This window comes from Ramlibacter sp. GCM10027632 (assembly GCF_042675325.1).
GTDB lineage: Bacteria > Pseudomonadota > Gammaproteobacteria > Burkholderiales > Burkholderiaceae_C > Ramlibacter.
Genome location: NZ_JBHTGW010000003.1, coordinates 1 through 24,948, shown reverse-complemented (window position 1 = coordinate 24,948; position 24,948 = coordinate 1). Strand labels below are relative to the sequence as shown.

At 71.0% G+C, this 24,948-nt stretch carries 21 protein-coding genes; 7 read left to right on the top strand and 14 right to left on the bottom strand.

Annotation, left to right across the window (positions count from 1 at the left end):
* Positions 1–180 precede the first annotated feature (180 nt).
* The 6 genes from ACFQZY_RS06120 to ACFQZY_RS06095 all read left to right on the top strand — a co-directional run bounded on the left by ACFQZY_RS06120 (position 181) and on the right by ACFQZY_RS06095 (position 8,540).
* Positions 181–2,715, top strand: a complete 2,535-nt coding sequence (locus ACFQZY_RS06120) for a PAS domain S-box protein (protein ID WP_377413957.1) — start codon at positions 181–183, stop codon at positions 2,713–2,715.
* Positions 2,712–3,338, top strand: coding sequence for a response regulator transcription factor (locus ACFQZY_RS06115; RefSeq protein ID WP_377413954.1), 627 nt, complete (start codon positions 2,712–2,714; stop codon positions 3,336–3,338). The genes ACFQZY_RS06120 and ACFQZY_RS06115 overlap by 4 nt, the downstream gene beginning before the upstream one ends.
* Positions 3,339–3,402: 64 nt before the next feature.
* A complete protein-coding gene (gene folD, locus ACFQZY_RS06110) occupies positions 3,403–4,254 on the top strand; it encodes a bifunctional methylenetetrahydrofolate dehydrogenase/methenyltetrahydrofolate cyclohydrolase FolD (RefSeq protein WP_377413951.1) in 852 nt (283 codons plus the stop codon).
* 89 nt (positions 4,255–4,343) lie between these two features.
* Entirely contained in the window at positions 4,344–6,374 is a 2,031-nt protein-coding gene (locus ACFQZY_RS06105) for a M3 family metallopeptidase (RefSeq protein WP_377413948.1), read from the top strand.
* Positions 6,375–6,434: 60 nt separating this feature from the next.
* Positions 6,435–7,727, top strand: coding sequence for a hypothetical protein (locus ACFQZY_RS06100; RefSeq protein ID WP_377413946.1), 1,293 nt, complete (start codon positions 6,435–6,437; stop codon positions 7,725–7,727).
* A 318-nt stretch (positions 7,728–8,045) separates the two neighbouring features.
* Complete coding sequence (locus tag ACFQZY_RS06095) at positions 8,046–8,540, top strand: type III secretion system chaperone (protein WP_377413944.1); 495 nt, start codon at positions 8,046–8,048, stop codon at positions 8,538–8,540.
* 55 nt (positions 8,541–8,595) lie between these two features.
* Here ACFQZY_RS06095 and rpiA read toward each other — a convergent pair whose 3' ends face one another.
* Entirely contained in the window at positions 8,596–9,267 is a 672-nt protein-coding gene (gene rpiA / locus ACFQZY_RS06090) for a ribose-5-phosphate isomerase RpiA (RefSeq protein WP_377413942.1), read from the bottom strand.
* Positions 9,268–9,309: 42 nt separating this feature from the next.
* On the opposite strand from rpiA, the gene ACFQZY_RS06085 reads away from it, so the two are divergent.
* Positions 9,310–10,365 (top strand): quinone-dependent dihydroorotate dehydrogenase, encoded by a 1,056-nt coding sequence (locus ACFQZY_RS06085; RefSeq protein WP_377413939.1) that lies wholly within the window; start codon positions 9,310–9,312, stop codon positions 10,363–10,365.
* Positions 10,366–10,423: 58 nt separating this feature from the next.
* Here ACFQZY_RS06085 and ACFQZY_RS06080 read toward each other — a convergent pair whose 3' ends face one another.
* The 13 genes from ACFQZY_RS06080 to ACFQZY_RS06020 form a co-directional block, all read right to left on the bottom strand.
* Complete coding sequence (locus tag ACFQZY_RS06080) at positions 10,424–11,539, bottom strand: NAD(P)/FAD-dependent oxidoreductase (RefSeq protein WP_377413936.1); 1,116 nt, start codon at positions 11,537–11,539, stop codon at positions 10,424–10,426.
* A 1-nt stretch (position 11,540) separates the two neighbouring features.
* Positions 11,541–12,089, bottom strand: a complete 549-nt coding sequence (rfbC, locus tag ACFQZY_RS06075; RefSeq protein WP_377414541.1) for a dTDP-4-dehydrorhamnose 3,5-epimerase — start codon at positions 12,087–12,089, stop codon at positions 11,541–11,543.
* Complete coding sequence (gene rfbA / locus ACFQZY_RS06070; RefSeq protein WP_377413933.1) at positions 12,086–12,985, bottom strand: glucose-1-phosphate thymidylyltransferase RfbA; 900 nt, start codon at positions 12,983–12,985, stop codon at positions 12,086–12,088. The genes rfbC and rfbA overlap by 4 nt, the downstream gene beginning before the upstream one ends.
* Before the next feature lie 39 nt (positions 12,986–13,024).
* Positions 13,025–13,681, bottom strand: coding sequence for a polar amino acid ABC transporter permease (locus ACFQZY_RS06065; RefSeq protein WP_377413930.1), 657 nt, complete (start codon positions 13,679–13,681; stop codon positions 13,025–13,027).
* Positions 13,678–15,258: a transporter substrate-binding domain-containing protein gene (locus tag ACFQZY_RS06060; protein WP_377413927.1), complete on the bottom strand. Its 1,581-nt coding sequence runs from the start codon at positions 15,256–15,258 to the stop codon at positions 13,678–13,680. Before ACFQZY_RS06060 ends, ACFQZY_RS06065 begins: the two co-directional genes overlap by 4 nt.
* Positions 15,259–15,285: 27 nt before the next feature.
* Complete coding sequence (locus ACFQZY_RS06055) at positions 15,286–16,098, bottom strand: class I SAM-dependent methyltransferase (RefSeq protein WP_377413925.1); 813 nt, start codon at positions 16,096–16,098, stop codon at positions 15,286–15,288.
* Positions 16,095–16,985, bottom strand: a complete 891-nt coding sequence (locus ACFQZY_RS06050) for a transporter substrate-binding domain-containing protein (RefSeq protein WP_377413923.1) — start codon at positions 16,983–16,985, stop codon at positions 16,095–16,097. Before ACFQZY_RS06050 ends, ACFQZY_RS06055 begins: the two co-directional genes overlap by 4 nt.
* Positions 16,982–19,027: a SpoIIE family protein phosphatase gene (locus ACFQZY_RS06045; RefSeq protein ID WP_377413921.1), complete on the bottom strand. Its 2,046-nt coding sequence runs from the start codon at positions 19,025–19,027 to the stop codon at positions 16,982–16,984. The genes ACFQZY_RS06050 and ACFQZY_RS06045 overlap by 4 nt, the downstream gene beginning before the upstream one ends.
* Before the next feature lie 74 nt (positions 19,028–19,101).
* On the bottom strand, positions 19,102–20,082 hold the full coding sequence (locus tag ACFQZY_RS06040) for a Bug family tripartite tricarboxylate transporter substrate binding protein (RefSeq protein ID WP_377413919.1): 981 nt from the start codon (positions 20,080–20,082) through the stop codon (positions 19,102–19,104).
* A 69-nt stretch (positions 20,083–20,151) separates the two neighbouring features.
* Positions 20,152–20,604, bottom strand: a complete 453-nt coding sequence (locus tag ACFQZY_RS06035) for a hypothetical protein (RefSeq protein WP_377413916.1) — start codon at positions 20,602–20,604, stop codon at positions 20,152–20,154.
* Positions 20,601–22,529: a caspase family protein gene (locus tag ACFQZY_RS06030; RefSeq protein WP_377413914.1), complete on the bottom strand. Its 1,929-nt coding sequence runs from the start codon at positions 22,527–22,529 to the stop codon at positions 20,601–20,603. The genes ACFQZY_RS06035 and ACFQZY_RS06030 overlap by 4 nt, the downstream gene beginning before the upstream one ends.
* The gene (locus tag ACFQZY_RS06025; RefSeq protein WP_377413912.1) at positions 22,526–24,154 is read right to left on the bottom strand and encodes a CHASE2 domain-containing protein; all 1,629 of its coding nucleotides are present in this window, start codon (positions 24,152–24,154) and stop codon (positions 22,526–22,528) included. The genes ACFQZY_RS06030 and ACFQZY_RS06025 overlap by 4 nt, the downstream gene beginning before the upstream one ends.
* A gap of 3 nt (positions 24,155–24,157) precedes the next feature.
* The coding region (locus ACFQZY_RS06020) for a hypothetical protein (RefSeq protein WP_377413910.1) at positions 24,158–24,948 on the bottom strand (791 nt) is incomplete at its 5' end.

Genomic DNA, 24,948 nt, shown 5'->3' with positions numbered 1-24,948 from the left:
AGCTGTCTCCTCGAAGGGAAGTGAATTTAGTACGGTGGGCTTGTGGCCGGACGCGAGTGTGTCACATTTTGCGCGCATTTCAAAATACGGCGACCCATTTCATATTGCAATATTTCTGTTGCGCCGCATCAATTCATGAGGCTGCCAGTCCCCACCCCTGCGCCGCCTACACTCCAAGCCATGCAGGACTCGGTGCTCCCTTCGGAATCGCAGGATACGGTGCCGCCCGCGCCTTGGATGCGGCGCTGGTGGCGGCGCCAGTCCGCCAGTCGCCAGGACCGCCTGGCCATGCTCGCCCCGCTGATCGCGGTGGTGCTGTTCCTCGCGGCCATCGCCGCCTCCTTCAGCTACCTGCGGATGGAGGAGGAGGAACGCGAACTGGAGGCCGTCAAGCGCGACGTGGAGTACGCGCAGCAGCGCGTGCGCCTGCGCCTGCTCGAGCGACAGGAACAGCTGATGCGCATCGCCCGCGACATCGGCAACCGCGAGGTCGACGCCGAGGAGTTCGTCGGCCGCGCCGAGTCGCTGGTGGTGCAGTACCCGGAACTGCAGTCCCTGACCTGGATCGACGAGCGCCGGCGCATCCGAGCGGCCTACATCGGCCCCACGGTCAGCAGCCAGCAGATGCGGGTCGCCGGCGACTACCTGCGCTCCGGCGAAACCGAGTCCAACTTCAGCCTGGCGCGCGACCTCAAGCAGCCGGTGTACTCCCAGCCCGTGGCCGGTGGAGACGGCAGCGCCCTGCTCCAGCTGCACGTGCCGCTGGCGGACCAGGGCCGCTTCGCCGGCGTGATCCTGGGCGAGTACTCGATCGACAGCCTCCTGCGCTACGCCGTCCCCACCGAAGTCTCGGCCCGCTACGCGGTGGCCCTCCTGGATGGCAACGACCAGGTGCTGGCCGGCACCTCGGTGCCGCGCCGCAACCGGGCCACGCAGCTGCTGCCCTGGAACCGCCCGACCAACGAGTACGAGGTGCCCGTCTCGCCCGTGGGCAACGGCCTCATGATCCGCGCCCAGACCTGGCGGACCTCGCAGGGGGTCATCGGCTCCGGCCTGTTCTGGCTGGTCGGCACGCTGTCGGTGATGACGGCCTGGATGCTGATCGCCAACTGGCGCCACACCCGCCGGCGCCTGCAGGCGCAGCGCGCGCTGCAGCTCGAGACCAACTTCCGCCGCGCGATGGAGAACTCCATGCTCACGGGCATGCGGGCGCTGGACATGAGCGGGCGCATCACCTACGTGAACCACGCGTTCTGCACCATGACCGGGTGGAGCGAGGCCGAACTCGTGGGCCGCATGCCGCCCTTCCCCTACTGGCCCGACGACGACCGCGACCTGCTCACCGCACGCCTGGACGACGAGATCAACGGGCGCAGCACCCCCGGCGGCTTCCAGGTGCGGGTCAAGCGCAAGGACGGCATCCTGTTCGACGCGCGCATGTATGTCTCGCCCCTGATCGACGGCCAGGGCCGCCAGACCGGGTGGATGACATCCATGACCGACATCACCGAGCCCAATCGCATCCGCGAGCAGCTGCAGGCCTCGCACGAGCGCTTCACCACCGTGCTGGAGGCGCTGGATGCGTCGGTATCGGTCGCGCCCCTGGGCAGCGAGGAGCTGCTGTTCGCGAACAAGATGTACCGGCAGTGGTTCGGCACCCGCACCGTGGGGCACCTGGGCATGGTCGCCCAGGCCGGCATGCCCACGCAGCCCTCCAGCGACGAGTCGCAGGACGAGGCCGATCCCTTCGTGGGCCTGCCCACCGACCAGCTCGAGTCGGCCCAGGCCGGCAACGCGGAGATCTTCGTGCCCGAGCTGGGGAAATGGCTCGAGGTGCGCTCCCGCTACCTGAACTGGGTCGACGGCCGCCTCGCGCAGATGGTCATCGCCACCGACATCACCGCACGCCGCGACGCCGAGGAGCAGGCCGCCATGCAGGCCGAGCGCGCCCAGTCGGCCAGCCGCCTGATCACCATGGGCGAGATGGCCTCCAGCGTGGCCCACGAACTGAACCAGCCGCTCACCGCGATCAGCAACTACTGCAACGGCATGGTCTCGCGCATCAAGGGTCGCCAGATCAGCGAGGAAGACCTGCTCGCAGCCCTGGAAAAGACCTCGCGCCAGGCCCAGCGCGCCGGCCAGATCATCCAGCGCATTCGCAGCTTCGTGAAGCGAAGCGAGCCCAATCGGACGCTGTCCGACGTGGCTCCCATGGTCACCGAGGCGGTGGAACTGGTGGAAATCGACCTGCGCCGGCGCAACGTGCGGCTGTCGCACTATGTCGCAGCGCGCCTGCCGCGCCTGCTGGTGGACCCGATCCTGATCGAGCAGGTGCTGGTCAACCTGCTGAAGAACGCCGCTGAATCCATCGACCTCGCGCAGCGGCCCGGGGGCCAGCGCCAGGTCGAACTGCGCGTGGTGCCCAAGGCTTCGGAGGGCCTGGACGGCGTCGAATTCACCGTGCGCGACTCGGGCCGCGGCCTCGCGCCGGAGGTGATGGACCGCCTGTTCGAGGCGTTCTTCTCCACCAAGGCCGAAGGCATGGGTATCGGCCTCAACCTGTGCCGCACCATCGTCGAGTCGCACCAGGGAAGGATGCAGGCGCAGAACATCTACAATGGGCCGGATGTTGCCGGCTGCGTGTTTTCCTTCTGGATTCCCGTTTCCGGCGTGATCCAGAACACGAGAGACGACAACGCGGGGGTGACAGCATGAGCCTGATTCCCAAAAGGGGCACGGTGTATGTGGTGGACGACGACGAAGCCGTTCGCGACTCCGTTCAATGGCTGCTCGAGGGCAAGGACTACCGGGTCCGCTGCTTCGACTCGGCGGAATCCTTCCTTTCCCGCTACGACCCGCGCGAGGTCGCCTGCCTGATCGTCGACATCCGCATGGGCGGCATGACCGGCCTGGAACTGCAGGACAAGCTACTCGAGCGCAAGTCCCCCCTGCCGATCGTCTTCATCACCGGCCACGGCGACGTGCCCATGGCCGTCAACACCATGAAGAAGGGCGCGCTGGACTTCATCCAGAAGCCGTTCAAGGAAGAAGAACTCCTGAACCTGGTCGAGCGCATGCTCGAACATGCCAAGGCTTCCTTCGCCGAATACCAGAGCGCCGCCAGCCGCGACGCCCTCCTGGCCAAGCTCACCTCGCGCGAGGCGCAGGTCCTCGAGCGCATCGTCGCCGGTCGCCTGAACAAGCAGATCGCCGACGACCTGGGCATCAGCATCAAGACGGTGGAAGCGCACCGCGCCAACATCATGGAAAAGCTCAACGCCAACACCGTGGCCGACCTGCTCAAGATCGCCCTCGGACAGACCCCGCCCAAGGCCTGACCGCCCGCCCCCTGCCACCCCCGCACGCCCGCATCCGCGGGCGGCTTCATTTCCAGACTGCCCCATGACCGCCCAACTGATCGACGGCAACGCCCTGTCCAAGCAAATCCGCGCCGAAGTGGCGCACCGCACCGCGGCCCTCAAGGCGCGTGGCGTGCAGCCGCAGTTGAACATCATCCTGGTCGGCGACGACCCGGCCAGCCAGGTCTACACGAAGCACAAGGTCAACGACAGCACCGAGACCGGCCTGGGCGCCACCCTGGAGCGCTACCCCGCCGACATGGCCGAGGAAGCCCTGCTGGCCCGCATCCGCGAGCTCAACGCCGACCCCAAGGTGCATGGCATCCTGGTGCAGCTGCCGCTGCCCCGGCACATGGACTCGCACAAGGTGATCGAGACCATCTCCCCGGCCAAGGATGTCGACGGCTTCCACGTGGCCAGCGCCGGCGCACTGATGGTGGGCCAGCCGGGCTTCTGGCCCTGCACCCCCTACGGCTGCATGAAGATGCTGGAGTCCATCGGCTATGACCTGAAAGGCAAGCATGCGGTGGTGATCGGCCGCAGCAACATCGTGGGCAAGCCGATGGCCCTGATGCTCCTGCAGAAGAATGCCACGGTGACCATCACCCACAGCGCCACGAAGGACCTCGCCGCCATGACCCGCCAGGCGGATGTGATCGTTGCCGCCGTCGGCAAGCGCAATGTGCTGACGGCCGACATGGTCAAGCCCGGCGCCGTGGTGATCGACGTGGGCATGAACCGCAACGACGAAGGCAAGCTGTGCGGCGACGTCGACTTCGACGGCGTGCGCCAGGTGGCCTCCTGGATCACCCCGGTGCCGGGCGGTGTCGGCCCCATGACCCGCGCCATGCTGCTGGTCAACACGCTCGAGGCCGCCGAGCGCGCCAGCGCCTGAGGCTTGCAGCGCGCGCCCGATCGCAACGATCGGGCGAATCAATCGCTCCCCGGCCTTGAGGTCGCGCCGACTGGCGCAAAATGGCCGGCATGAGCAACCCCCTTCTCGACTTCACCGACCTCCCGCTGTTCGACCGCATCCGCCCCGAGCACGTGGCGCCCGCGGTGGACCAGCTCCTGGCGGAGTGCGACCAGGCCCTGGAGGCCGTCGTCGCCCCCGCCTTCCCCGCCGAGTGGAAGGCCCTGGCCAGCACCCTGGACGTGGCGACCGAGCGCATGGGCCGCGCCTGGGGCGCGGTCAGCCACCTCAACGCCGTCGCCGACACGCCCGAGCTGCGCGCCGCCTACAACGCCGCCCTGCCCCGCGTCACCGATTTCTGGACCCGCCTGGGCAGCGACGAGCGCCTGTACGCCAAGTACAAGGCCATCGACCCCGCCACGCTGGACCCCGAGCAGCGCCAGGCCCACAGGAACGCGATCCGCAACTTCGTCCTCGGCGGCGCCGAGCTGGCCGGCGCGGCCAAGGAGCGTTTCGCGAAGATCCAGGAACGCCAGGCCGAACTGGCCCAGAAATTCAGCGAGAACGCGCTGGACGCCACCGACGGCTTCACCCACTACGCCAGCCAGGACGAACTCGACGGCGTGCCGCAGGACGTGGTGAACGCCGCGCGCGCCGCGGCCGAGGCCGAGGGCAAGGACGGCTTCAAGCTCACGCTCAAGATGCCGTGCTACCTGCCGGTGATGCAGTTCGCCCGCCACCGCGGCCTGCGCGAGACGATGTACCGCGCCTATGTCACCCGCGCCAGCGACCAGGCGCCCGAGGCGCTGCGCAAGTTCGACAACACCGCCCTGATCCGCGAGATCCTGGCGCTGCGCCAGGAGGAGGCCCAACTCCTGGGCTACCGCAACTTCGCCGCGGTCTCGCTGGTGCCGAAGATGGCGCAGTCGCCGCAACAGGTCATCGACTTCCTGCGCGAGCTCGCGGCCAAGGCGCGGCCCTACGCCGAGAAGGACCTGGCCGACATGCGCGAGTTCGCCGCCCGTGAGCTGGGCCTGCAGGACCCGCAGCCCTGGGACTGGCCCTTCATCGCCGAGAAGCTCAAGGAGGCGCGCTACGCCTTCAGCGAGCAGGAGGTGAAGCAGTACTTCACCGCGCCCAAGGTGCTGGCCGGCCTGTTCAAGATCGTCGAGACGCTGTTCGAGGTGGCGCTTCACCGGGACAGCGCGCCGGTGTGGCAGGAGGGCGTGGAGTTCTACCGCATCGAGCGGGCCGGCCAGCTCGTCGGCCAGTTCTACCTGGACCCGGCGGCGCGCGCGGGCAAGCGCGGTGGCGCCTGGATGGACGACGTGCGCGCCCGCTGGCTGCGCCCGGACGACGGCCGCCTGCAGACCCCCGTCGCCCACATGGTCTGCAACTTCGCCGACGGCGTCGGCGGCAAGCCGCCGCTGCTGACGCACGACGACGTGATCACCCTGTTCCACGAATCGGGCCACGCGCTGCACCACCTGCTCACGCGGGTCAACGAGCGTGATGTCTCGGGCATCAGCGGCGTCGAATGGGATGCGGTGGAACTTCCCAGCCAGTTCATGGAGAACTTCTGCTGGGAGTGGAGCGTGCTGCGGCACATGACGGCCCATGTGGACACCGGCGAGCCGCTGCCGCGCGCCCTCTTCGACAAGATGCTGGCCGCGCGCAACTTCCAGAGCGGCCTGCAGACGCTGCGCCAGATCGAGTTCGCGCTGTTCGACATGCTGCTGCACGCCGAGCACGACCCGAAGGACGACTTCATGCCGCTGCTGAAGGCCGTACGGGACGAGGTCGCCGTGATCCAGCCGCCGGCCTTCAGCCGCACGGCCCACACCTTCAGCCACATCTTCGCGGGCGGCTACGCGGCGGGCTACTACAGCTACAAGTGGGCCGAGGTGCTCTCCGCCGACGCCTACGCCGCGTTCGAGGAAACCATGGACACCGAGGGCCACCCGAGTCTGGAGACCGGCCGGCGCTATCGCCAGGAGATCCTCGAGGCGGGCGGCAGCCGGCCGGCGATGGAGTCGTTCAAGGCGTTCCGGGGGCGCGAGCCGACGCTGGATGCACTTCTGAGGCACCAGGGCATGGCCTGAGGGCCGGAACCGGCTTGCCGACCCGGGTTACGCAGGAGGCTCATCCCAGAGCCCCTGCGCATGACACTGCCCCTCACCCGTTTCACCCAGCTCGCGCTTGGCGCATCCCCGGCATTCGAGGGGTGCGCGATACGGCTCGACGGCGACCAACCCACCTTGCGACCGGCCCAGCCCCCTGCGGGACGCTGGGCCCGATTCATCGCGTGGTTCACGGCCTCCCCGGAGAGAAAGGCTCTCGTCGGCTTCCGCCGGAGCCTTGCGTCAGCCTTCGGTGATCAGATCGCTCGGGATGCCACCCGGCCGCTTCGCCATGCCAGCGCCCTGCGGGTCCAGGACCTTCGAACCGCGATCGAAGCGGCACGGGCACTGAAAGAGCGTGACCTGGTCGACCGAGTGGCGCCCGCACTCCTGGCACAGCGTTCCCCCGGACTGCCCGCCGCTTGTAGTGCCCTGGTCCTGGCCCTGGTGGCCTCCAGCCAGCACCTGGTCGGCCCGACGGGAGAACATGACGTGGACGCACGCGTGAAAGATTCGCTGGCGATCCTGAAGCGCCTGAGCCTCGACAGCGGGATCTCGATGCACTCGCTCGAACCGATCGCCAGCTTCGCCCTGAGGGGGCGAACGGGCCCGGAGGCTCTGGCGCTCGCTCAGCAGCTTATCGCGCCTACCGCTGACCGGCATCTCCTCGACGCCCAGGGAATCGTCCAGGGGACCCTGGCGCACGAGGGACTGAGGCCAGGCTACGCTCCCGACCGGCTACTCGCCACGCCGGCCCCTTTCAGCAACGTCCCCCTGGGCGACTGGATGCTGGACGGCATCCAGAACTCGAAGGTCATCGACATCGCTGTCGATGAGGACCCGCCCAGGGTGGTCCGCATCGCGCAACGCACGAACCGGGATGCCGGCGCGTCGGAACTGGTAGTGGGCGGCCAGCGCTGGGGGATCGTCAGGAATGAAGACAAGCCCGCCGCTGAACGCGCGTTCGCCATCGGGCTGCGCGACGCATTCCCCCCGGGTGAACAGGGCGATGCCATGGCCCTGGCCGTCAGCCGGTGCATGAACCAGGACGCATTGAACACCTTCGTCCCCGGCAGCCTGGCCCAGGCCTTCGGCACGGAGTTCCCCCCCCTCCTGAGCACTTACTCCGTACGCGCCTTCGAAGCGCGCCCCGGGCTCAACGCCAGCTGGCTCGTCGACGCCGCCTATGCCGTCGAATTCAGCTCCGGCGACGATCCCGATGGCCGCCGCCCAGCCATGTACGGGCTCTTCCGCGTCCAGTACCGCATCGAGCCTGCGGCCGCAGGGGCGCCACGGATCTCGATCGCCTTCGCCGACGTGGCGCTCTCGAACTGAGACGCGGGGGGAACGCTCAGGTGCCTCGCGTTACCGACGGGGCAGCCCGGCGCTCGAAACGGGCCTCGTTCCAAGGAGTACCCTGATGCAGTCCGCCTGTGCCGACACCCCGCATTCCCCCGCCAGCGGCCCCCGAACGGTCTGGCAAACCCCAGGGGGCTGCCCCCTGTGCCCGCCGCCTTCGGCGACGCGCATTCTCGTCAGCAAGGCTCGCCGGGCCGGCCTGCGTTGGCGCAGGGTACTGACCCGCCTGGCCGAAAGCTGCAGCCTCCAGCTGCTGCGAGCGCCCCGCTGACACGAGCCACCCAAGGAGCCCCCATGGACAACCGCCAACTCGCCGACAAGCTGATCGCCAACTTCGGCACCCTCCTCACCCTCCCCGACCTGAAGCTGGACGAGAAGACCAGCAGCTGCGTCCTGCTGTTCGACGGGGACATCGTCCTGAACATCGAGTTCGACGGGGCCTCCGGCCAGATGATCCTGTCCGTCTACCTCGACGAACTGCCCGCCGACCAGGCCGAACCCGCGCTGCGCGAGCTGATGGTGGCCAACCTGTACTGGCACCGCACCGATGGCGCCACCCTGGGCCTGGAGGAAGCCACCAACGGCGTCATCATGGCGCAGGCCCGCAGCGTCTCCGACCTGGACGACGCCTCGTTCGAGAAGTTCGTGGAAACCTTCGTCAACCAGTCCGAGCGCTGGAAGAAGCGGCTGGCGGCGCTGCGCAGCGGCCAGCCCATGCCGGGCAACGGCAGCGGCCACCCCGCCGGCGTGTTCTCGCCGCCGCACGACGGACCCCACATCTTCGGCTGACGCCCGGCCCCTGCCGATCGAAGCCCGCCTCCGGCGGGCTTCGTCATTCAGGCGCTCAGTAGGTGAGCGTCTTCACGCCGGCCGACGTACCCAGCAGGCACACCGCGGCCTTCTGGTGGGCGAAAACGCCCACGGTCACCACGCCGGGCCACTGGTTCACCTCGGACTCGAAGGCCAGCGGGTCGCGGATCGACAGGCCGGTCACGTCGAGGATGTGCTGGCCGTTGTCGGTCACCAGCGGCGCGCCGTCCTTCATGCGGACCTTGGCCGTGCCACCCATCGCAGCGAACTGGCGGGTGATGCGTGCGGCGGCCATCGGGATCACTTCGACCGGCAGCGGGAAGCGGCCCAGGGCCTCGACCAGCTTGGACTCGTCGGCGATGCACACGAAGCGGCGCGACTGGGCCGCGACGATCTTCTCGCGCGTGAGCGCAGCGCCGCCGCCCTTGACCATGTGGCCATTCGGGTCGATCTCGTCGGCGCCGTCGATGTAGACGGACAGCTCGCCCACCTCGTTCGCGTCGAACACCGGGATGCCCAGGGCGCGCAGGCGCTCGGTGGAGGCCACCGAGCTGGAGACCGCGCCGGGAATGCGGTCCTTCATCGTCGCCAGGGCGTCGATGAACTTGTTGACGGTGGAGCCGGTGCCCACGCCGACGATTTCGCCGGGCACCACGTACTGCAAAGCGGCCTGGCCGACCAGCGCCTTCAATTCATCCTGAGTCACGCGACAATCCTGGGTTCTGCAAGAAAACGCTGCCGATTATCCATGGCCCTCCTGCCCTACTCGCTCGCCCGCCCCTTCCTGTTCCGCCTCGACCCGGAGGCCGCCCACGACGCCACCCTGGCGGCGCTGGCCCGGATGCAGGGCACGGCCCTGGAATGCGCCTGGCGCAACACCCGGGTCGACGACCCGATCGAGCTGGCCGGACTGCGCTTCCCGAACCGCGTGGGCCTGGCCGCCGGCCTGGACAAGAACGCCCGCTGCATCGACGCCTTCGCCGCCATGGGCTTCGGTTTCGTGGAGGTGGGCACCGTGACCCCGCTGGCGCAGCCGGGCAACCCCAAGCCGCGCATGTTCCGCCTGCCGCAGGCCAACGCCCTGATCAACCGCTTCGGCTTCAACAACGACGGGCTGGAGGCCTTCCTGACCAATGTTCGCCGCAGCGCCGTGCGCCAGCCGGGCCGGCCCTCGCCGATCGTGCTGGGCCTGAACATCGGCAAGAACGCCGCGACCCCGATCGAGCGCGCCACCGACGACTACCTGATCGGCCTGGCCGGCGTGTACCCGCACGCCGACTACGTCACGGTGAACATCTCCAGCCCGAACACCAAGAACCTGCGCGCCCTGCAAAGCGACGAGGCCCTGGACGGCCTGCTCGGCGCGCTGACCGAACGCCGCGAGGCGCTGGCCCGCGAGCATGGCCGTCGCGTGCCGATGTTCCTGAAGATCGCGCCAGACCTCGACGAGGCCCAGATCGCGGTCATCGCCGCGACCCTGCGGCGCCACGGCATGGACGGCGTGATCGCCACCAACACCACCCTGGCGCGCGACGCGGTCCAGGGCCTGCCGCACGGCCAGGAGGCGGGGGGCCTGTCGGGCGCTCCGGTGTTCGAGGCCAGCAACAGCGTGATCCGCGCGCTGCGCCAGGCCTTGGGCAAGGACTACCCCATCATCGGCGTGGGCGGCATCCTCAGCGGCGCGGACGCGGCCGCCAAGATCGAGGCGGGGGCCGACGTGGTCCAGGTCTACACCGGCCTGGTCTACCGCGGGCCGGCGCTGGTGGAGGAAGCCGCGCGCGCCATCAAGGCACGCCGCGCCTGAAGCCTCTCCGCGGCCGCGCCTGGGCCTCAGCGCCTGGGCCTGCCCCGGCCGGCAGGCCTCAGGCCGCCAGCATCGCCGCGACGTCCTCGGCGATGGCCAGCGCGCTGGTCAGGCCGGGCGACTCGATCCCGAACAGGTTGACGAGGCCGGGAATGCCATGGCGGGCCGGGCCGTCGATGCGGAAATCGGGCGCGGGCTCGTCGGGGCGGTGGATCTTGGGGCGAACGCCGCTGTAGCTCGGCGCCAGGGCGCCATCGGGCAGCCCGGGCCAGTAGCGGCGCACCTCGGCGTAGAACCCATCGGCCCGGCGCGGGTCGACGGCGTAGTCGATGTCTTCCGGCGTGGCGGCATCCAGCCACTGCAGGTCGGGGCCGAAACGGGCCTGTCCGCCCAGGTCCAGCGTGAGGTGCACGCCCAGCCAGGCATCGGAGGGCGCCGGGTACACCAGGCGGGAGAACGGCGCCTTGCCGGTGAGGCTGTAGTAATTGCCCTTGGCATACGAGGCCACGGGCACGTGGACCGGGTCCAGCCCCTCGAACCGGCGCGCCAGATGGCACGCGTGCAGCGAGGCGGCGTTCACCAGCAGGCCCGTGGCCAGCTCAGAGCCATCCGCCAGCCGCACCACATGCGGCTCGCCACCCCGGCCCATGACCGCGCCCTGCGCCTCGGACATCAGGGCCACCATGCCGCCGTGCCGCTCCATGTCGCCTTGCAGTGCGAGCATCAGGCCGTGCGTGTCGACGATGCCGGTGGTGGGCGAATGCAGGGCCGCGGTGCAGGTCAGCTCCGGCTCCAGCGCGCGGGCCTGCGCCGCGTCCAGCCAGGCGACCGGCACGCCATTGGCCTCGGCGCGGGCCTGCAGCTTGCGCAGCGCGGCGGCCTCGTCCTCGCTGCAGGCGACGACCAGCTTGCCGCAGCGCCGGTGCTCCACGCCGTGCGACTCGCACAGCGCGTACAGCAACGCCTTGCCGCGCACGCTCAGGCGGGCCTTCAGCGAGCCGGGCGTGTAGTACAGGCCGGCGTGGATCACCTCGCTGTTGCGCGAGCTCACGCCCTGGCCGATGGCGGCCTGGGACTCCAGCACGATGACCTCGCGCCCGGCCTGCGCCAGCGCGCGGCCGACCGCGAGGCCGACCACGCCGGCGCCGATAACGATGGCGTCGACGCGGTCCATGTCAGTAGAACGCCGCGTCGGCGAAGCGTGCGGCCGCCTGGTCCTTGGCCGACAGCGCGGGCTGCTGGCCCGGCGCCAGCGGCCATTCGATGCCCACCGTGGGATCGTTCCAGGCCAGGGCCTTCTCGTCGCCGGGGTTGTAGTAGTCGGTGGCCTTGTAGAGGAAATCGGCGCTCTCCGAGAGCACCAGGAAGCCGTGGGCGAAGCCCGGGGGCACCCACAGCTGGCGCTTGTTCTCGGCGGTCAGCTCCACGCCGACCCACTGGCCGCAGCGCGGCGAATCGCGGCGCATGTCGACGGCCACGTCGAACACGCTGCCGGCCACCACGCGCACCAGCTTGCCCTGGGGCTGCGTCAGCTGGTAGTGCATGCCGCGCAGCACGCCGCGCACCGACCGGGAGTGGTTGTCCTGCACGAAGCGCACGGGGTAGCCGGCGGCCTCGCTGAACACCCGCTCGTTCCAGCTCTCCATGAAGAAGCCGCGCTCGTCGCCGAACACCTTGGGCTCGATGATCAGCACCTCGGGCAGGCGGGTCTGGACGACGTTCACCATGCGCGCGGCCCCTGCAGGACGGCCAGGAGGTACTCGCCGTAGCCGCTCTTGCCGAGGGCGGCGGCCAGCGTCTCGAGCCGGGCGTCGTCGATCCAGCCATTGCGCCAGGCGATCTCCTCGGGCGCGGCGACCTTCAGGCCCTGGCGCTGCTCCAGGGTGTGGATGAACTGGCTCGCCTCGAGCAGGCTCTCATGGGTGCCGGTGTCCAGCCAGGCGAAGCCGCGGCCCATGGTCTTGACCTTGAGGCGGCCGGCGGCCAGGTAGTGCTGGTTCACCGACGTGATCTCGAGCTCGCCACGGGCCGAGGGCTTCACGGCGGCGGCGACATCGACCACGTCCGGCCCGTAGAAGTACAGGCCGGTCACCGCGAAATTGCTTTTCGGGTTGGCGGGCTTTTCCTCGATGGAGGTGGCGCGCCCCTCGGCGTCGAAGGCGGCGACGCCATAGCGCTGCGGGTCCTTCACGCGGTAGGCGAAGACGGTGGCGTGGTCCTGGTCGTCGCTGGCTTCGCGCAGCAGCTTGACCAGGTCATGGCCGTAGAAGATGTTGTCGCCCAGCACCATGGCGCAGGGCGAGCCGGCGAGGAACTCGCGGCCGATGATGAAGGCCTGGGCCAGTCCCTCCGGGCGCGGCTGCACCGCGTAGACGATCTTCATGCCCCACTGCGAACCGTCGCCGAGCAGCTGCTCGAAGCGCGGCGTGTCCTGGGGGGTGGAAATCAGCAGCACTTCGCGGATGCCGGCGAGCATCAGCGTGGCCAGGGGGTAATAGACCATCGGCTTGTCGAACACCGGCAGCAGCTGCTTCGAGATCGCGAGCGTGGCCGGGTGCAGCCGGGTGCCGGCGCCGCCGGCGAGGATGATGCCCTTGCGGGCGGAATGGGTTGTTGCCATGCGTGGGGAGACTCCACGCCGGATCTTATCGGAGTGGCCCTACCCGCCCGCGCGGGCGTAGCGGGCAGCCAACGCCTTGCGCGCCCGCCGCAGCCCGGCCACCAGGGGCCAGCAGAAGGCGAAGAAGATCGCCATGGCGTACAGGTAGACCGGCACCATCAGGCCGGTCTGGCCGGTGGCATTGATGACCGCGTTGCTGCGAGACACCAGTTCGCCCACGCCGATGATGGAGGCGGTGCTGGAGGCGATGACGATGATCACCAGGTAGGTGCCCCAGGCCGGCACGAACAGCAGCGCCGCAGACCGGTGGCCCTGGCGCCAGTCGCCCAGCGCGGTGGCGAGGTTGTCCGAGGTGAAGCCGACCACCGCCACGGCCAGGGCCAGGGCGGCCTTGACCCAGGCCGGCACGCCGATGATCCAGTCCGTACCGGGCACCAGCCATTCGCCCGGGAGCATCAGCGCCAGGTAGAACTGGAACACGATGGTGGGCACATTGCGGCTCAGGCCGGTGAGTGCCAGGCTGGCACGGGCCAGGCGCGGGTGGCGGGACATCCGCAGCCACGCCAGGCCGGCGCCGGCCACGGTCCCCAGGACCATGGCCAGGGCGGCGATGGCGATGTTCCAGAGGAAGCCCTCGAGCAGGAACGGCGTCCACGTCGCCAGCGCCTGCAGCTCCAGGCCCAGGTCCGCGCTCATACACGCCACCCCTTCCGCTGGAGCCACAGCTGGAGCCGCTGAAGGGACCACAGCGTCCCGGCCACCAGCAGCACGAAAGTGAGGAGCAGCGCGTTCATCACCTCGCCCACATTGCCGTTGTCGACCACGATGGCCGTCGCCGCCGACATCAGCTCGGGCACCGCGATGGCCGAGGACATCATGGTGGCCTTGGTCACGTTGACCAGCGACGAGGTGACCGACCCGGCGGCCAGCCCGTAGGCCCGGCCGAGCGAGCGCAGCCTGAGGCGGAAGCCCGGCTGGTCGCCGCGCTCATGCTCGCAGGCGTCGAGCAGGGCGGCCATGACCGCTGCGCCGGTGTAGTAGGACAGGCAGGCCGTGGCCACGCCGAAGGCCGACAGGCTCACGCCCCAGACCTGCCAGGCCACGGCGCCGGCGCCGAAGAAGGCCAGGTACATCTGCAGCAGCGGCGGCGTCATCCGCCCCCAGGCAGCCAGTGCCCGCGCCAGCGGCCCGAGCAGCAGGAACCGAGATTCGGCGAGCAGCGCGCCCGCGACGCCAAGCGCCAGGCTGCCGGCGAGGCAGGCGAGCATCAGCGCCACCGAGGTCGCCAGGCCGCGCAGGAAGCGCCCGCGGTCGAAATCGTCGTAGACGAAGCTCAGGTCGATGCCGGTGGCGTCGCGCAGGGACAGCCCGAACTGGTGCAGGCCGCCGACGTCCTGCGGGGTGAGGAACAGGCGGTTTCGGCATTCCGCCGGCCACGCGCCCTGCGGGTCGCGTCGGCACACCAGGTGGCCGCCGGCCCCCCGGCGGCTCCACAGCGCCTGCGCCTCGGCCAGGAACTGGGACGGCGGCAGCCCCCACGCCCGGGTCCGTTCGGCGAGGAAGCCGCTGCGGTGCCAGTCGGCGACGGCGTTGCCGACGATGCGTTCGAGCTCGCTGCCGGCCTCCTTGCGCGAGAGCGCGATCGTCCAGGCCACGTTCATCACGGGCGGCAGCGGCGCCTTGTAGCCGGCCCAGTCGGGGTGCTGCAGGTCGGCCCAGATCGCGGTGTTGTCGAACAGCATGCCGGCGCAGCGGCCGTCGCGCACCGCGAGACGGGCGTCGCGGGCCGAGTTGAACATCAGCAGCTCGAACAGGTGGCGCTGCGCCATCGGCCGGTTGAAGTAGCTGCCCTGGACCGCGCAGACGACCTGCCCGCGCAGCTCGCTCCAGTCCCTCACCCGGGACTCCGGACGCATGAACAGCGTGGCCCCCGAGGCGTAGTAGTTCGGCTCCACGGCGGTGGCCAGGCGGCGCCGGTCCGCGGTGTCGCCCATGGTGGCGATGACGACATCGACGCTGCCGTCCTCCAGCTTCTGCAGGCGGTTGGCGCCGGTCACGGGCACCAGGCGCAGCGAGACGTTCAGGCGCCGGGCGAGGTCGCGGGCCAGGTCGACTTCCAGGCCCTGCGGCCGGCCCTGGGCGTCGAGGAAGCCGAAAGGGGGGTAGTCGGCCTTGACGCCCACGGCCAGTGCGCCGCGCGCCTGCGCAAGCTGCAGGGTCTCGCTGGGCTTGACGGCGCCGCGCGCCTGCGCCACGAGGCACATGGTCAGCATGAGCGCCTGCATCCACCGTGTCACGGCTCAAGCCACCATGGCCCTCGGACGGGCCGCCACGAGGATGCCGTAACCCAGGCTGGCGGGCAGCCAGCGCTGGAGACAACCGTCGAGCCATGCGAACCCCTGCGAGCGGCACACCAGCCGCTCGGGAAACACACTTTCGGCCCGGGCCGCCACCACTTCCCAGCCGCCCTCTGCAAGTTCAGCCTCGAGGGAGGCGAGGCCATAGAGGTGGTAATGGAAGTCCACCCGTCGCCCGCCGATCACTCGGTGGTAGCGGATATCGCTCCAGGCATCGTCTTCGCGAGGAACCTTGCCTCGATGCAGCGCTGAACGCACCAGCGCAATCGGCATGCGCCGCCACACGCTGGGAACCGACAGCAGCAGCAGGGCCTGTTCGGTAGCTCGCGCACGCATGGCCCTCAACGCCCTGATCCGCTCCGTACGCGGACCGATGTGACCCAGGACGCCGAACAGCATCAGCAGGCAGTCGAACCCGGTCCCTGCCGGGACATCCTCCGGACCGCCAAGCACCAGTTGGACCCGCTCCCTGCCAGGATGGGCCTGCAGGCGCGCACTGAATTCCGCCAGCGCGGCCCTCGAGATGTCACAGCCCACCAGTTCGCCGCCGCCCCCCGCCAGCAGGGCCAACGCATAGCGTCCATTGCCGCACCCCACGTCGAGAACCCGCGTGGCCCGGTGGGCGCCCTGCGACCACAGGAACTCGAGCGTGCCAGGATTAGGCGCAGGGTAGCGCTGGTCGTAGTGGCGCGAAGAGAAATACTGGTCATAGGCCTCTGCCATGGGGACGCGCCAGGGGCCTGCGGGCGTCGTCACAGACACTCCTCGGGCGTGGCCGGTCCGACGGCGACGCCACAGACGAATCCGCCCGGCGATCGCCGACGCCAACTGGCCATCTTGCGTTGCGCGTAATCCGAAGCCGGGATGCCCCACTTGCGCTCCAGTTCGACGATGCGCCCGGTGCGGTGCCAATCGATCACGGCCTGCGACACGGCCTGCGCGAGGCGACTGCCCGTGTCTTCGAGGTGCACGCCGATGGCCCATGGAACGACGAGTTCGGTCTTGAGCGGCATCTCGAACTCGTTCGACCAGTGCGACTCCTGGAGCATCGCGATGATGTTGGTGTCGTCGTACAGGACCGCATCGCAGCGTCCGTCCCGCAAGGCTGCAAGCGCGCGCGCGTTGTCATAGAGCGGGACGAGGTCCATGCCGGCGTTCACGGTCATCGCGCGGTTGTAGTAGGCCCCTCGGCGACCGCAGACGCGGCGATTGCGCAGGTCGCCCCACTCACGGAAAGACCATTGCCGGCGAGCCAGGATGTTCACGCCTGAGGCGTAATAGTGGGGCAAGACCATGGCCATCCGCTTGCGCCGCTCCGGCGTGTCCGACAAGGTGGCCAGCAGCAGGTCGACCCGTCGCTGCTCGAGCGCCTCCTGACGCTCGGCGCTCAGAAGCCCGACCAGCCGCAGCCGCACGCCCAGTCGCGCCGCGAGGTCACCCGCGAGGTCGGGCTCCAGGCCGACGATTCGCCCGCTCGCCACGTCGAGCTGCCCCCACAGCGGCACATCGCGCTTGACCCCCACCACCAGTTCCCCGCGTCGCTGGATGTTGTCCAGCGTATCGGCCAGGACGGTGGCACAGAGGCTGCCAGCCGCCCAGACCATGAGGCGAAGAAGGCGCCCCACGAACGGCCTGTGCATCATTCGCCCTCCCCCTGCCCCACGCAGTGCAGGACCACGCAGGTGATGTCGTCGAACTGCTCGACCTCCCCGGCGAAGGCCGCCACCGCCTGCACCACGCGGTCGATCGCCTCGTCCGGCCGCAGGGCCGCCTGCCCCTCGAACAAGGCGCCGAGCCGGTCACGGCCGAACTCCTCGCCGCGCCCGTCGACCGCCTCGGTGACGCCGTCGGTGAACACCAGCAGCGTGTCGCCAGGCGCCAGGTGCTCGACACGCTCCTCGTAATCGAGGTCCTCCATCACGCCGAAGGCGGTCCCCCCGGTGCCCGGTAGCCACTCGACGCGGCCGTCGGCGCGCAGCAGGAGCGGCGGCGGGTGCCCGGCGTTCACGTACACCAGCTCGCCGCTGCCCGGCGTGTAGCGCGCGTAGAAGGCGGTGACGAACATGCTCGACTCGTTGTCGGCGCACAGCGCATCGTTCACCTCGCGGGCGACGCTTCCCGGCGGCAGCTGGCGCTGCGTGGCGGTCAGGCGCAGCAGGGTCTTGGACACCATCCCGAACAGGCCGGCCGAGATCCCCTTGCCGCTCACGTCGGCGACGACGAAGCCGCAGGCGCCGCCGGCGAGCCAGAAGTGGTCGTAGAAGTCGCCGCCGATGTCCTTGGCCGGCCGCATGGTGCCCACCAGGGTGAAGCGCGGGTCCTGCGGCCAGTGCCGCGGCAGGATCGACTGCTGCATGCGCGCGGCGATGTCCACCTCCTTGCGCAGGCTGCCCAGTTGCACCGACTCGCGGAAAGCCCGCGAGATGGCGTCGAACCAGGGCCGCCAGCTGGCAGGCACCCGCGGCACCGGCCGGGCCGCCAGCGTGGACTCGGCCTCCACATGCGCCACCAGCTTGGCGGCGGGACCGACGAACTCGCGCAGCGTGACCGCGTAGGTCACGGCCATGAGCAGCATCAGGGCTGCCAGCACGCCGGCCATGGCGGGGCCGCGTTCGAGCAGGAGCTTGCGCCACAGCGCCTCGCGCTGCACCGCGTACACCAGCTGCCAGGGCGCCGAGACGAAGGGGCGGCGGATGAAGACCCAGTCGTCCAGCGTCACCGGCACATGCGCCTGCAGGGCCACCAGGCTGGCCGGCCTGGCCAGGACCGCCCGGTCGAAGGCGCGCTCGAACGCCGGCGCCTCCCGCACCGCCAGCGGGTCCCGGTACAGGCCGGGGTGGGCCAGCACCCGGCCCCGCGCATCGACCACCGAGACCCGGCCCAGGGGGTAGCCGAAGGCGCTGTTGATCCGGTTCAGGTAGTCCAGGCTCAGGTCGAGCGCGATGACGCCGACGAAGCGGTCCCGGTCGTAGGCCGGCACGGCCACCGGTGCGAGCAGGCCCGCATCCTCGCCGCCGAAGTACGGCGGCGCCCAGTACTTCGTGCGGTCGGGGTTGGCGGCTGGCAGGCCCTGGCGCCAGACCGGCTCATGCAGCAGCCGGGCCGGCGGGGCCAGGCCGCGCGAAGGCTGCCATGGCGCCTGCAGGTAGAAGCCCTGATCGGTGATGAAGCGGGCGCGGGCGGCGTTGGGCAGCTGGAAGGCCATCGCGCCGAGCTGGTTGTCCAGCCCGAGGGCCGCGCCGAGGTCGCAGTAGAACTCGGGGGCACGGCCGGCCAGCGGGCCGTCCCCGACCAGGTTGCCGCCGGCATCGCGCTCGGCAAGCGCGTCGCGGTGGAAGCCGCCGCCAGACGCCTGCAGGCCCGCGCCGCCGGGGGCGGCCCGGCCCGCGGCGCAACCGCGCCCCGAGGCGAGGTCCGCCGCCGCGGACATGCGCATCGCCTCGATCTGGTCGGTCGAGGAGCGCAGGACGAACTCGAGGAACTGGCCGTGGCGCTCGACCTGGCCCCGGATCAGGGCCAGCTCGTCGTCGACCCCCTGGTGGAGGAGGAAGGCAAAGAAGGCGGACAACCCCAGGAGGAGCCCGCCGTAGGCCATGCCGATGGCCCGGTTGTAGTTGTGGAAGAAGCGCTGGCGGCCGCTGCGCGCTTCGCGGATGCCAGGGCCCGGCCCGGATGGATCGCTCATTCCCGCCTCCTGCGGGATTGAGCATATCTACCTACTCAACAATTTCAAATTAATTCGTTTGGCAACTCGCGGGATCAGTCGATCTTCGCCCCGGAGGCCTCGACGATCCCCTTCCACTTGGCGTACTCGGTGCGAAGCTGGGCCTGGAGCCTGGCCGGCGTCATGGCCTCGGGCTCGGCGCCCTGGGCCTGGATGGCGGCCTGCACCTCGGGCTGCGCCAGCAGCTTGTTCACCTCGGCGTTGACCTGGTTGACGATGGCTGCCGGCGTGCCGGCGGGCGCGAAGAGGCCGTACCAGGTGCTCACGTCGAAGTCCTTGAAGCCGGACTCGGCGACGGTGGGCACCTCGGGCAGCGAGGAGCTGCGCTTGATCGAGGTCACCGCCAGCGGGCGCAGCTTGCCGGCCTTGATCTGCGCCATCGCCGACGGCACGGAGGACACCAGCAGGTCGACGTTGCCCGAGAGGGTGTCCATCAGCGCGGGGTTGGAGCCCTTGTACGGGACGTGAATCAGGTCGATGCCCGCGGCCTTCTCGAACAGGTGGCCGGCCAGATGGATCGAGGTGCCGCTGCCGGGGGAGCCGTAGGTGACCTTGCCGGGGGCGGCCTTGGCGGCAGCGACCACGTCGGCCAGGGTCTTGAAGCGGGAGTTCGCGCTGGTGGCGATGATCACCGGCGAGTAGGCCACGTGCGCCACCGCCACGAGGTCGCGCGTCGGGTCCCAGGGCAGGTTCTTGTACAGCCAGGGGCCGATGACCAGGTTGTCCTTCTGGCCCATGACCAGGTCGTACCCGGTGGGCGCGGCCTTGGTGGCTTCGGTGATGCCGATGGTGCCGCCGGCGCCGCCCTTGTTGTCCGGGACGATGGTCCACTTCGCGCTCTCGGTGAGCTTCTGCCCGATCAGGCGCGAGAGGATGTCGGTGCCGCCGCCGGGCGGGAACGGCACGATCAGGCGGATCGGCTTGTTCGGGTAGGCGGCTTGCTGCGCGAACGCGGGGACGGACAGGCCGCCGGCGACGGCGGCCGCGGCGATCGAGAGGATGTGGCGACGGAGCATGGAGTGTCTCGGCAGGAGGAAAGAGCGGGGACTATAAGCCAGCCACCGGGGCGGGCGCGCGGGTGCGCCCTATTCGACTTCGAAGCGCAGGTCGGCCTCCGCCACCCGCTGCTTGTCGTCGCGGACCTGCACCAGCAGCCGGTGCCGGCCGGGCGGGATCTGGGCATTCTCCAGGCTGAAGCCGGTGGGCGTGAGGCTCACGAACCGTTCCAGCCGGGAGGTGATGTCGAACTTCATCGCCCCATAGAACACGCGGAAGCTGGCGGGGTCGATCGGCGCGTCCGGCAACGGCACGAAGCGCACGGCGATGCTCACCGGGGGCCGGATGCGGGGCTGCGCGCCGAGGTCCGGCCGCACGAGCTCGACCCGCGGCGTCGCCGAACGACCGCGCAGCGGCATCGGGGCCTCGTAGCCCTGCGCGCCCCCCATTTCGACGGCCTCGGCGGGGGTGACCAGCCATTCGGCCGCCCCCGCCCTGGCGCATGCCAGCGCCAGGGCCATGGCCAGGATCGGGCGCCTCACCGGACTTCCTCCACGGCCACCAGCGCCGCGCCAAAGGCATCCGAGCACTCGGGCCGCGCGGACTGGCCGGCGGCGGACAGGCAGGCCATCCCGCCGGCCGCGCGGGACTGCGTCACCAGCGCCCCCAGGCGGGCCCGGCCCTGGGCGTCGTTGAGGGAGCTGACGAAGGGGCTGCCGTCCGCGCGCGCCAGCCCGGACAGGTCGCGCGGCGCGTCGGCCACCATCACCAGCAGGTGGTTGGTCCCCGCCGGGCCGGCGGCCACCACCGGCCAGGACGGCCGCGGCAGCAGCAGCTGCTGGCCCGCCTCGATGCGGTTGTCCGCGTCGAGCGCATTGGGAAAGAGCAGGTGCAGCGAGCGGTTGTCCGAGCCGGCGAGTGCCACATAGACATGGCCCGGCCGGTCCGACTGCACCGACAGGGCCAGCCGGTCCTGCCCGATCCGCAGCCGTCCCGAGGCCAGCGTGACCTGCACGCGGCGCTTGGCATCGCGCTGGTCGTGCAGCTGCTGGAGGGCCTGCACGCCGGTCAGGGGCGTGGGCGCCGCGACGGTGGCCGGTGCCGGGGCCGGCGCGATGGCCGCAGGAGCCGCAGGAGCCGCGGGCGGGAGCGCAGCCGGCTTCGCCGGCGCCGGCGGGGTGGCCGCCACCGCAGCCAGCACGCCGGTGGACGGGGCACCGGCCTGCTGCTGCGACGGCGGCGCCAGGCTGAACCAGGCCGGCACGAAGCCGCGGTTGCCGGACAGCGTCAGGTGGTGGGCGAGGAACTGCGAGTCCCCGCGCAGGCGCTGCTCGATCTTGGCCTGGGCGCACTGGCGGACCTCGTCGATGGTGACCGCGCCGGAGCCGTCCAGGTCCTTCGCCTCACGCAGCAGGCAGTCCCGCATGAACTGGGTGGCCAGGCCGCCCTTGTTCTCGTCCTCGAAGCTGATCTCGTCCGCGCGGGCCGCGGACAGGTGCACGATGTCCTGCGGCAAGGCCCCGCGGCCGGTGACCTCGTCGGACAGGCTGCGGGTGCGCACGTTGGAGGGCGCGGCGCACTGCTGCGTGGTGACGGCGAAGCGCGCCCGCAGCCGGCCCTCGTCGTTGGCGTTGGCCCAGGCGCGGTCGGCAGCGCCCGCGCGCCGGTTGGCGACAAGGCCGCCGGAGTGGCACGCGTCGTACATCACGAACAGCTTGTCGGTCTTGCGCGTGATCGGCGCCAGCAGGTCGGCCATCTCGCGGTGCGACAGCGTCCCGGGCCAGCCGCCGTCATACCCCAGCAAGGCCTCGGTGCACTCGGAGGCCCCGTTCTCGGCGTAGCGGGTGCCGTGGCCGGAGAAGTGGATGAAGACGCGGTCGCCGTCCTGCACGCGGGCGTCGAGGTCGCGGACCGCCTGCCGGATCGCCGCGCCGGAGGCCTGCTCGTCGAGCAGGTAGCGGATGTTCGAGGCCGGCACCTGCATGGCCAGCGCCATCTGGGTGGCCGACTCCCGGTCGATCCTCGCGCCGGGCAGCGGCGCGTAGGCCGCGTCGGCGTACCGCGAGACCGAGATGATCAGCGCGTGCCGGTTGGACCGGGGCAGCAGCTCGCGCACCGTGAGGGCCACCGCGGCATTGCCGCCGGCCAGCCGCCCGCTGGCCAGTTGCGACGCCGGCGCGGCGGAGGCCGGGAAGCGCAGCGTGCCCGCCCGCACCCAGCCCCGCTGGCCGCGGGCCTCGACCCAGGCCCAGCCGCCCTCGAGGCTCAGGAGGCGGACCTCGGCACCGGCCTCGAGCGGGGCGCTCACCGGCGCGGTGGGCAACTTGTCGGCACGCAATTCGGTGGGCCGCAGCGTGGTGACCGGCTCGGCCGACGCGGCCGCGAGGCTGGCGGCGCACAGCACGCCGGCCACCACGCCGCGCCACCCTCGGCCAGGGCGAGCCCGGGAGATCAGGGGACAGTTCATGCAAGGGACTCCTTGTGGGGGGCCAGGCCCTGGGCGGCCCAGGCCTGCGCGGCGGCTTCCAGCATCCGCCCGGTGCCGGCGCCCTCGGGCACGGGGTGCAAGGCGCCGGCGGCGACTTCGCCATCGAGGCCGCGGGCCAGCCGGTCAAGCGCCTGCGCGAGTTCGGCCGCCGGACCGACCACTGCCGCCAGCCGCGACAGCGCCGGCCAGGCGTGGGGACCGGACGCCGGCAGCAGCAGCCGGCAGGCCGGCGCCTGGCGCTCGAGCGCCAGGATCAGGCGGCTGACGCCCGCCTCGCTCCAGCCGGCGGCGCCGGCGCGCAGCGGCCACACCGCCAGCGGCGCGGCGGCCGCGGGCGGCGCGCACCAGTGGGCCCGCCGCCAGCCGGCCCACAGGCGCACCAGGGCCAGGAAGCCCAGGGTCCAGCCCGCCGCCATCTGCAGGTCGAGGAAGAGGCGGTCGGTGTGCAGGCTGGCGAAGCTGACCGCCATCAGCGCGCCGGGCACCGCGACCAGCGCCGCGTCGAGCGCCGCGAGGCTGCGGAACCGCATCCGCCAGGCGATGCTCGCGCACAGCGCCATGGCCAGCGCGGCCTGCACCGCCGCCGGAAGTTCGGCGACATGGCGCGCGTTGAGCTCGTTGTCGATCAGGGTGGCGAGCGTCTCGACGCCGGGCTGCCGCGCCGACAAGGCCGTGGCGTGGAGGTCGTGCAACGCGGGCGCGGTGGCCCCGATGACCACCACCTTGCCCGCCAGCGGCGGCAGCGGCGCGGCGCCGGGCTGTCCCTCGGCCGCGGCGAACAGGTCGGCGAAGGAGATGCGCGGGTAGGCGCCTTCCTTGTGCCGCCACGCCACCAGCGGCATGGCGCCCGGCGGCGCCGCGCGCAGGGCCTCGGTGCGGGCGCGGGCCGCGGCGGGGTCCAGAGAGCCCAGCACCGCCAGCGGCAGCGACTGGAGCACGCCGCCGTCGGCCAGGCGCTCGCCGGCGGCGTGGCGACGGATCACGCCATCCTCGTCCGGGGTGGCGTTCGTCAGGCCCAGGGGCGCGGCCGCCACCGCGGGCAGCGCCGGCGGGATCAGGGCCACGGTGGCCGGAGCCGCACCCTGCGCCGGCGAAGCCCACAGCCCGGGCAGTTGCGCCTGCGTGAGCTGGCTGGCGCCGTCGTTGGATGCGGGCAGCCGCACCACGGAGAAGTGGCTGCGGCGGCCCGCGGCGACCTGGGCGTCGAAGGCCGCGTCGCCGCCGGGGCTGAGGCGGTCCGGGTCGGCGAACAGGATGTCCCAGGCGATGGCGGCGGGCTGCTGGCCCTCCAGGTACGCCAGCGCCGTCGCCAGCGTGTCACGCGGCCAGGGCCAGCGACCGAATTCGCCGGACATGCGCGCGAGGCTGGCCTCGTCGATGTCGACGATGACGATGCGCGGATCGGGCGGCGCGGCCCACAGGCGCGAGCGCACCATCACGTCATAGGTGGAGCGTGACAGGCCGTTGCCGACGTGGAAGACCCGCAGGTCCATCACGATCCACGCGCAGAACAGGACCAGCAGGCCGCCGAGCACGCGCGACGTCGGCCAGCCGCCGACGCGCGCAGGCCAGGCCGCCAGGCGGGAGCGCCAGGTCTGCGGCATGCGTCAGCGGGCCAGGGCGACCGGGCCGGGCGCGACTTCGTAGCTCGTGAGCTCGACGCGGAAGCGGTCCGCCGCCCCGAGGCGGGGCCGGAAGGTGAAGTCGTTGGCGACGTAGCTGCGTACCTGCGGGACGTACCACAGCACCTGCTCGAGGGTTCCCGACCAGGTGCGGACGCTGCCCGGCTCGCGCCCATCGACCGAGGCCTTGCGCTCGATGCGCAAGGCCTCGAACTCTCCCGCCGGCACGCGCACGCGCTCGGTGCGGACCACCTCGAGGGTGCCGCTCCAGGACTGCTCGATCTCGGTGCCGTCAAGGCGCGTGGAGCGCTCGGTGAACTTGAAGTTCTCCCGGTGACCGACGCTGAGGTTGCGGGGGATCATGATGTTGGCGCTGTCGAAGGTCCGGGACTGGAACACCCGGTTCGACGTCTTCCGCTCGTTGCCCTCGGGCGACAGGAGCGTGCCTGTGGTGGTGAGCAGGCTGCCGTCCGGCGCGATGCTTCCGATCCGGCGCGACCAGTTCTCGATGACCTCGGCCTTGTACTTATCCACGGTCTGGTAATTCCAGCGGTCGCCGACACGGAATCCAAAGGCGTTGCTCGCCGGTCCCGGCTTGGCGGCCGCGGCCGGGAGGCTGGCGAGCGCCGGGGCCGCGGGAGGCACGGCAGTGGGTGCGGCGACTGGCGCCGCGGCGGGCGCGGCGACCTGCACGGGCGGACGCACCGCGCTGGCCGCCGCGGGAGCGGGCGGGGCCGCAGCCGCAGCCGGGGCCGGGGCCGGGGCCGGGGCCGGGT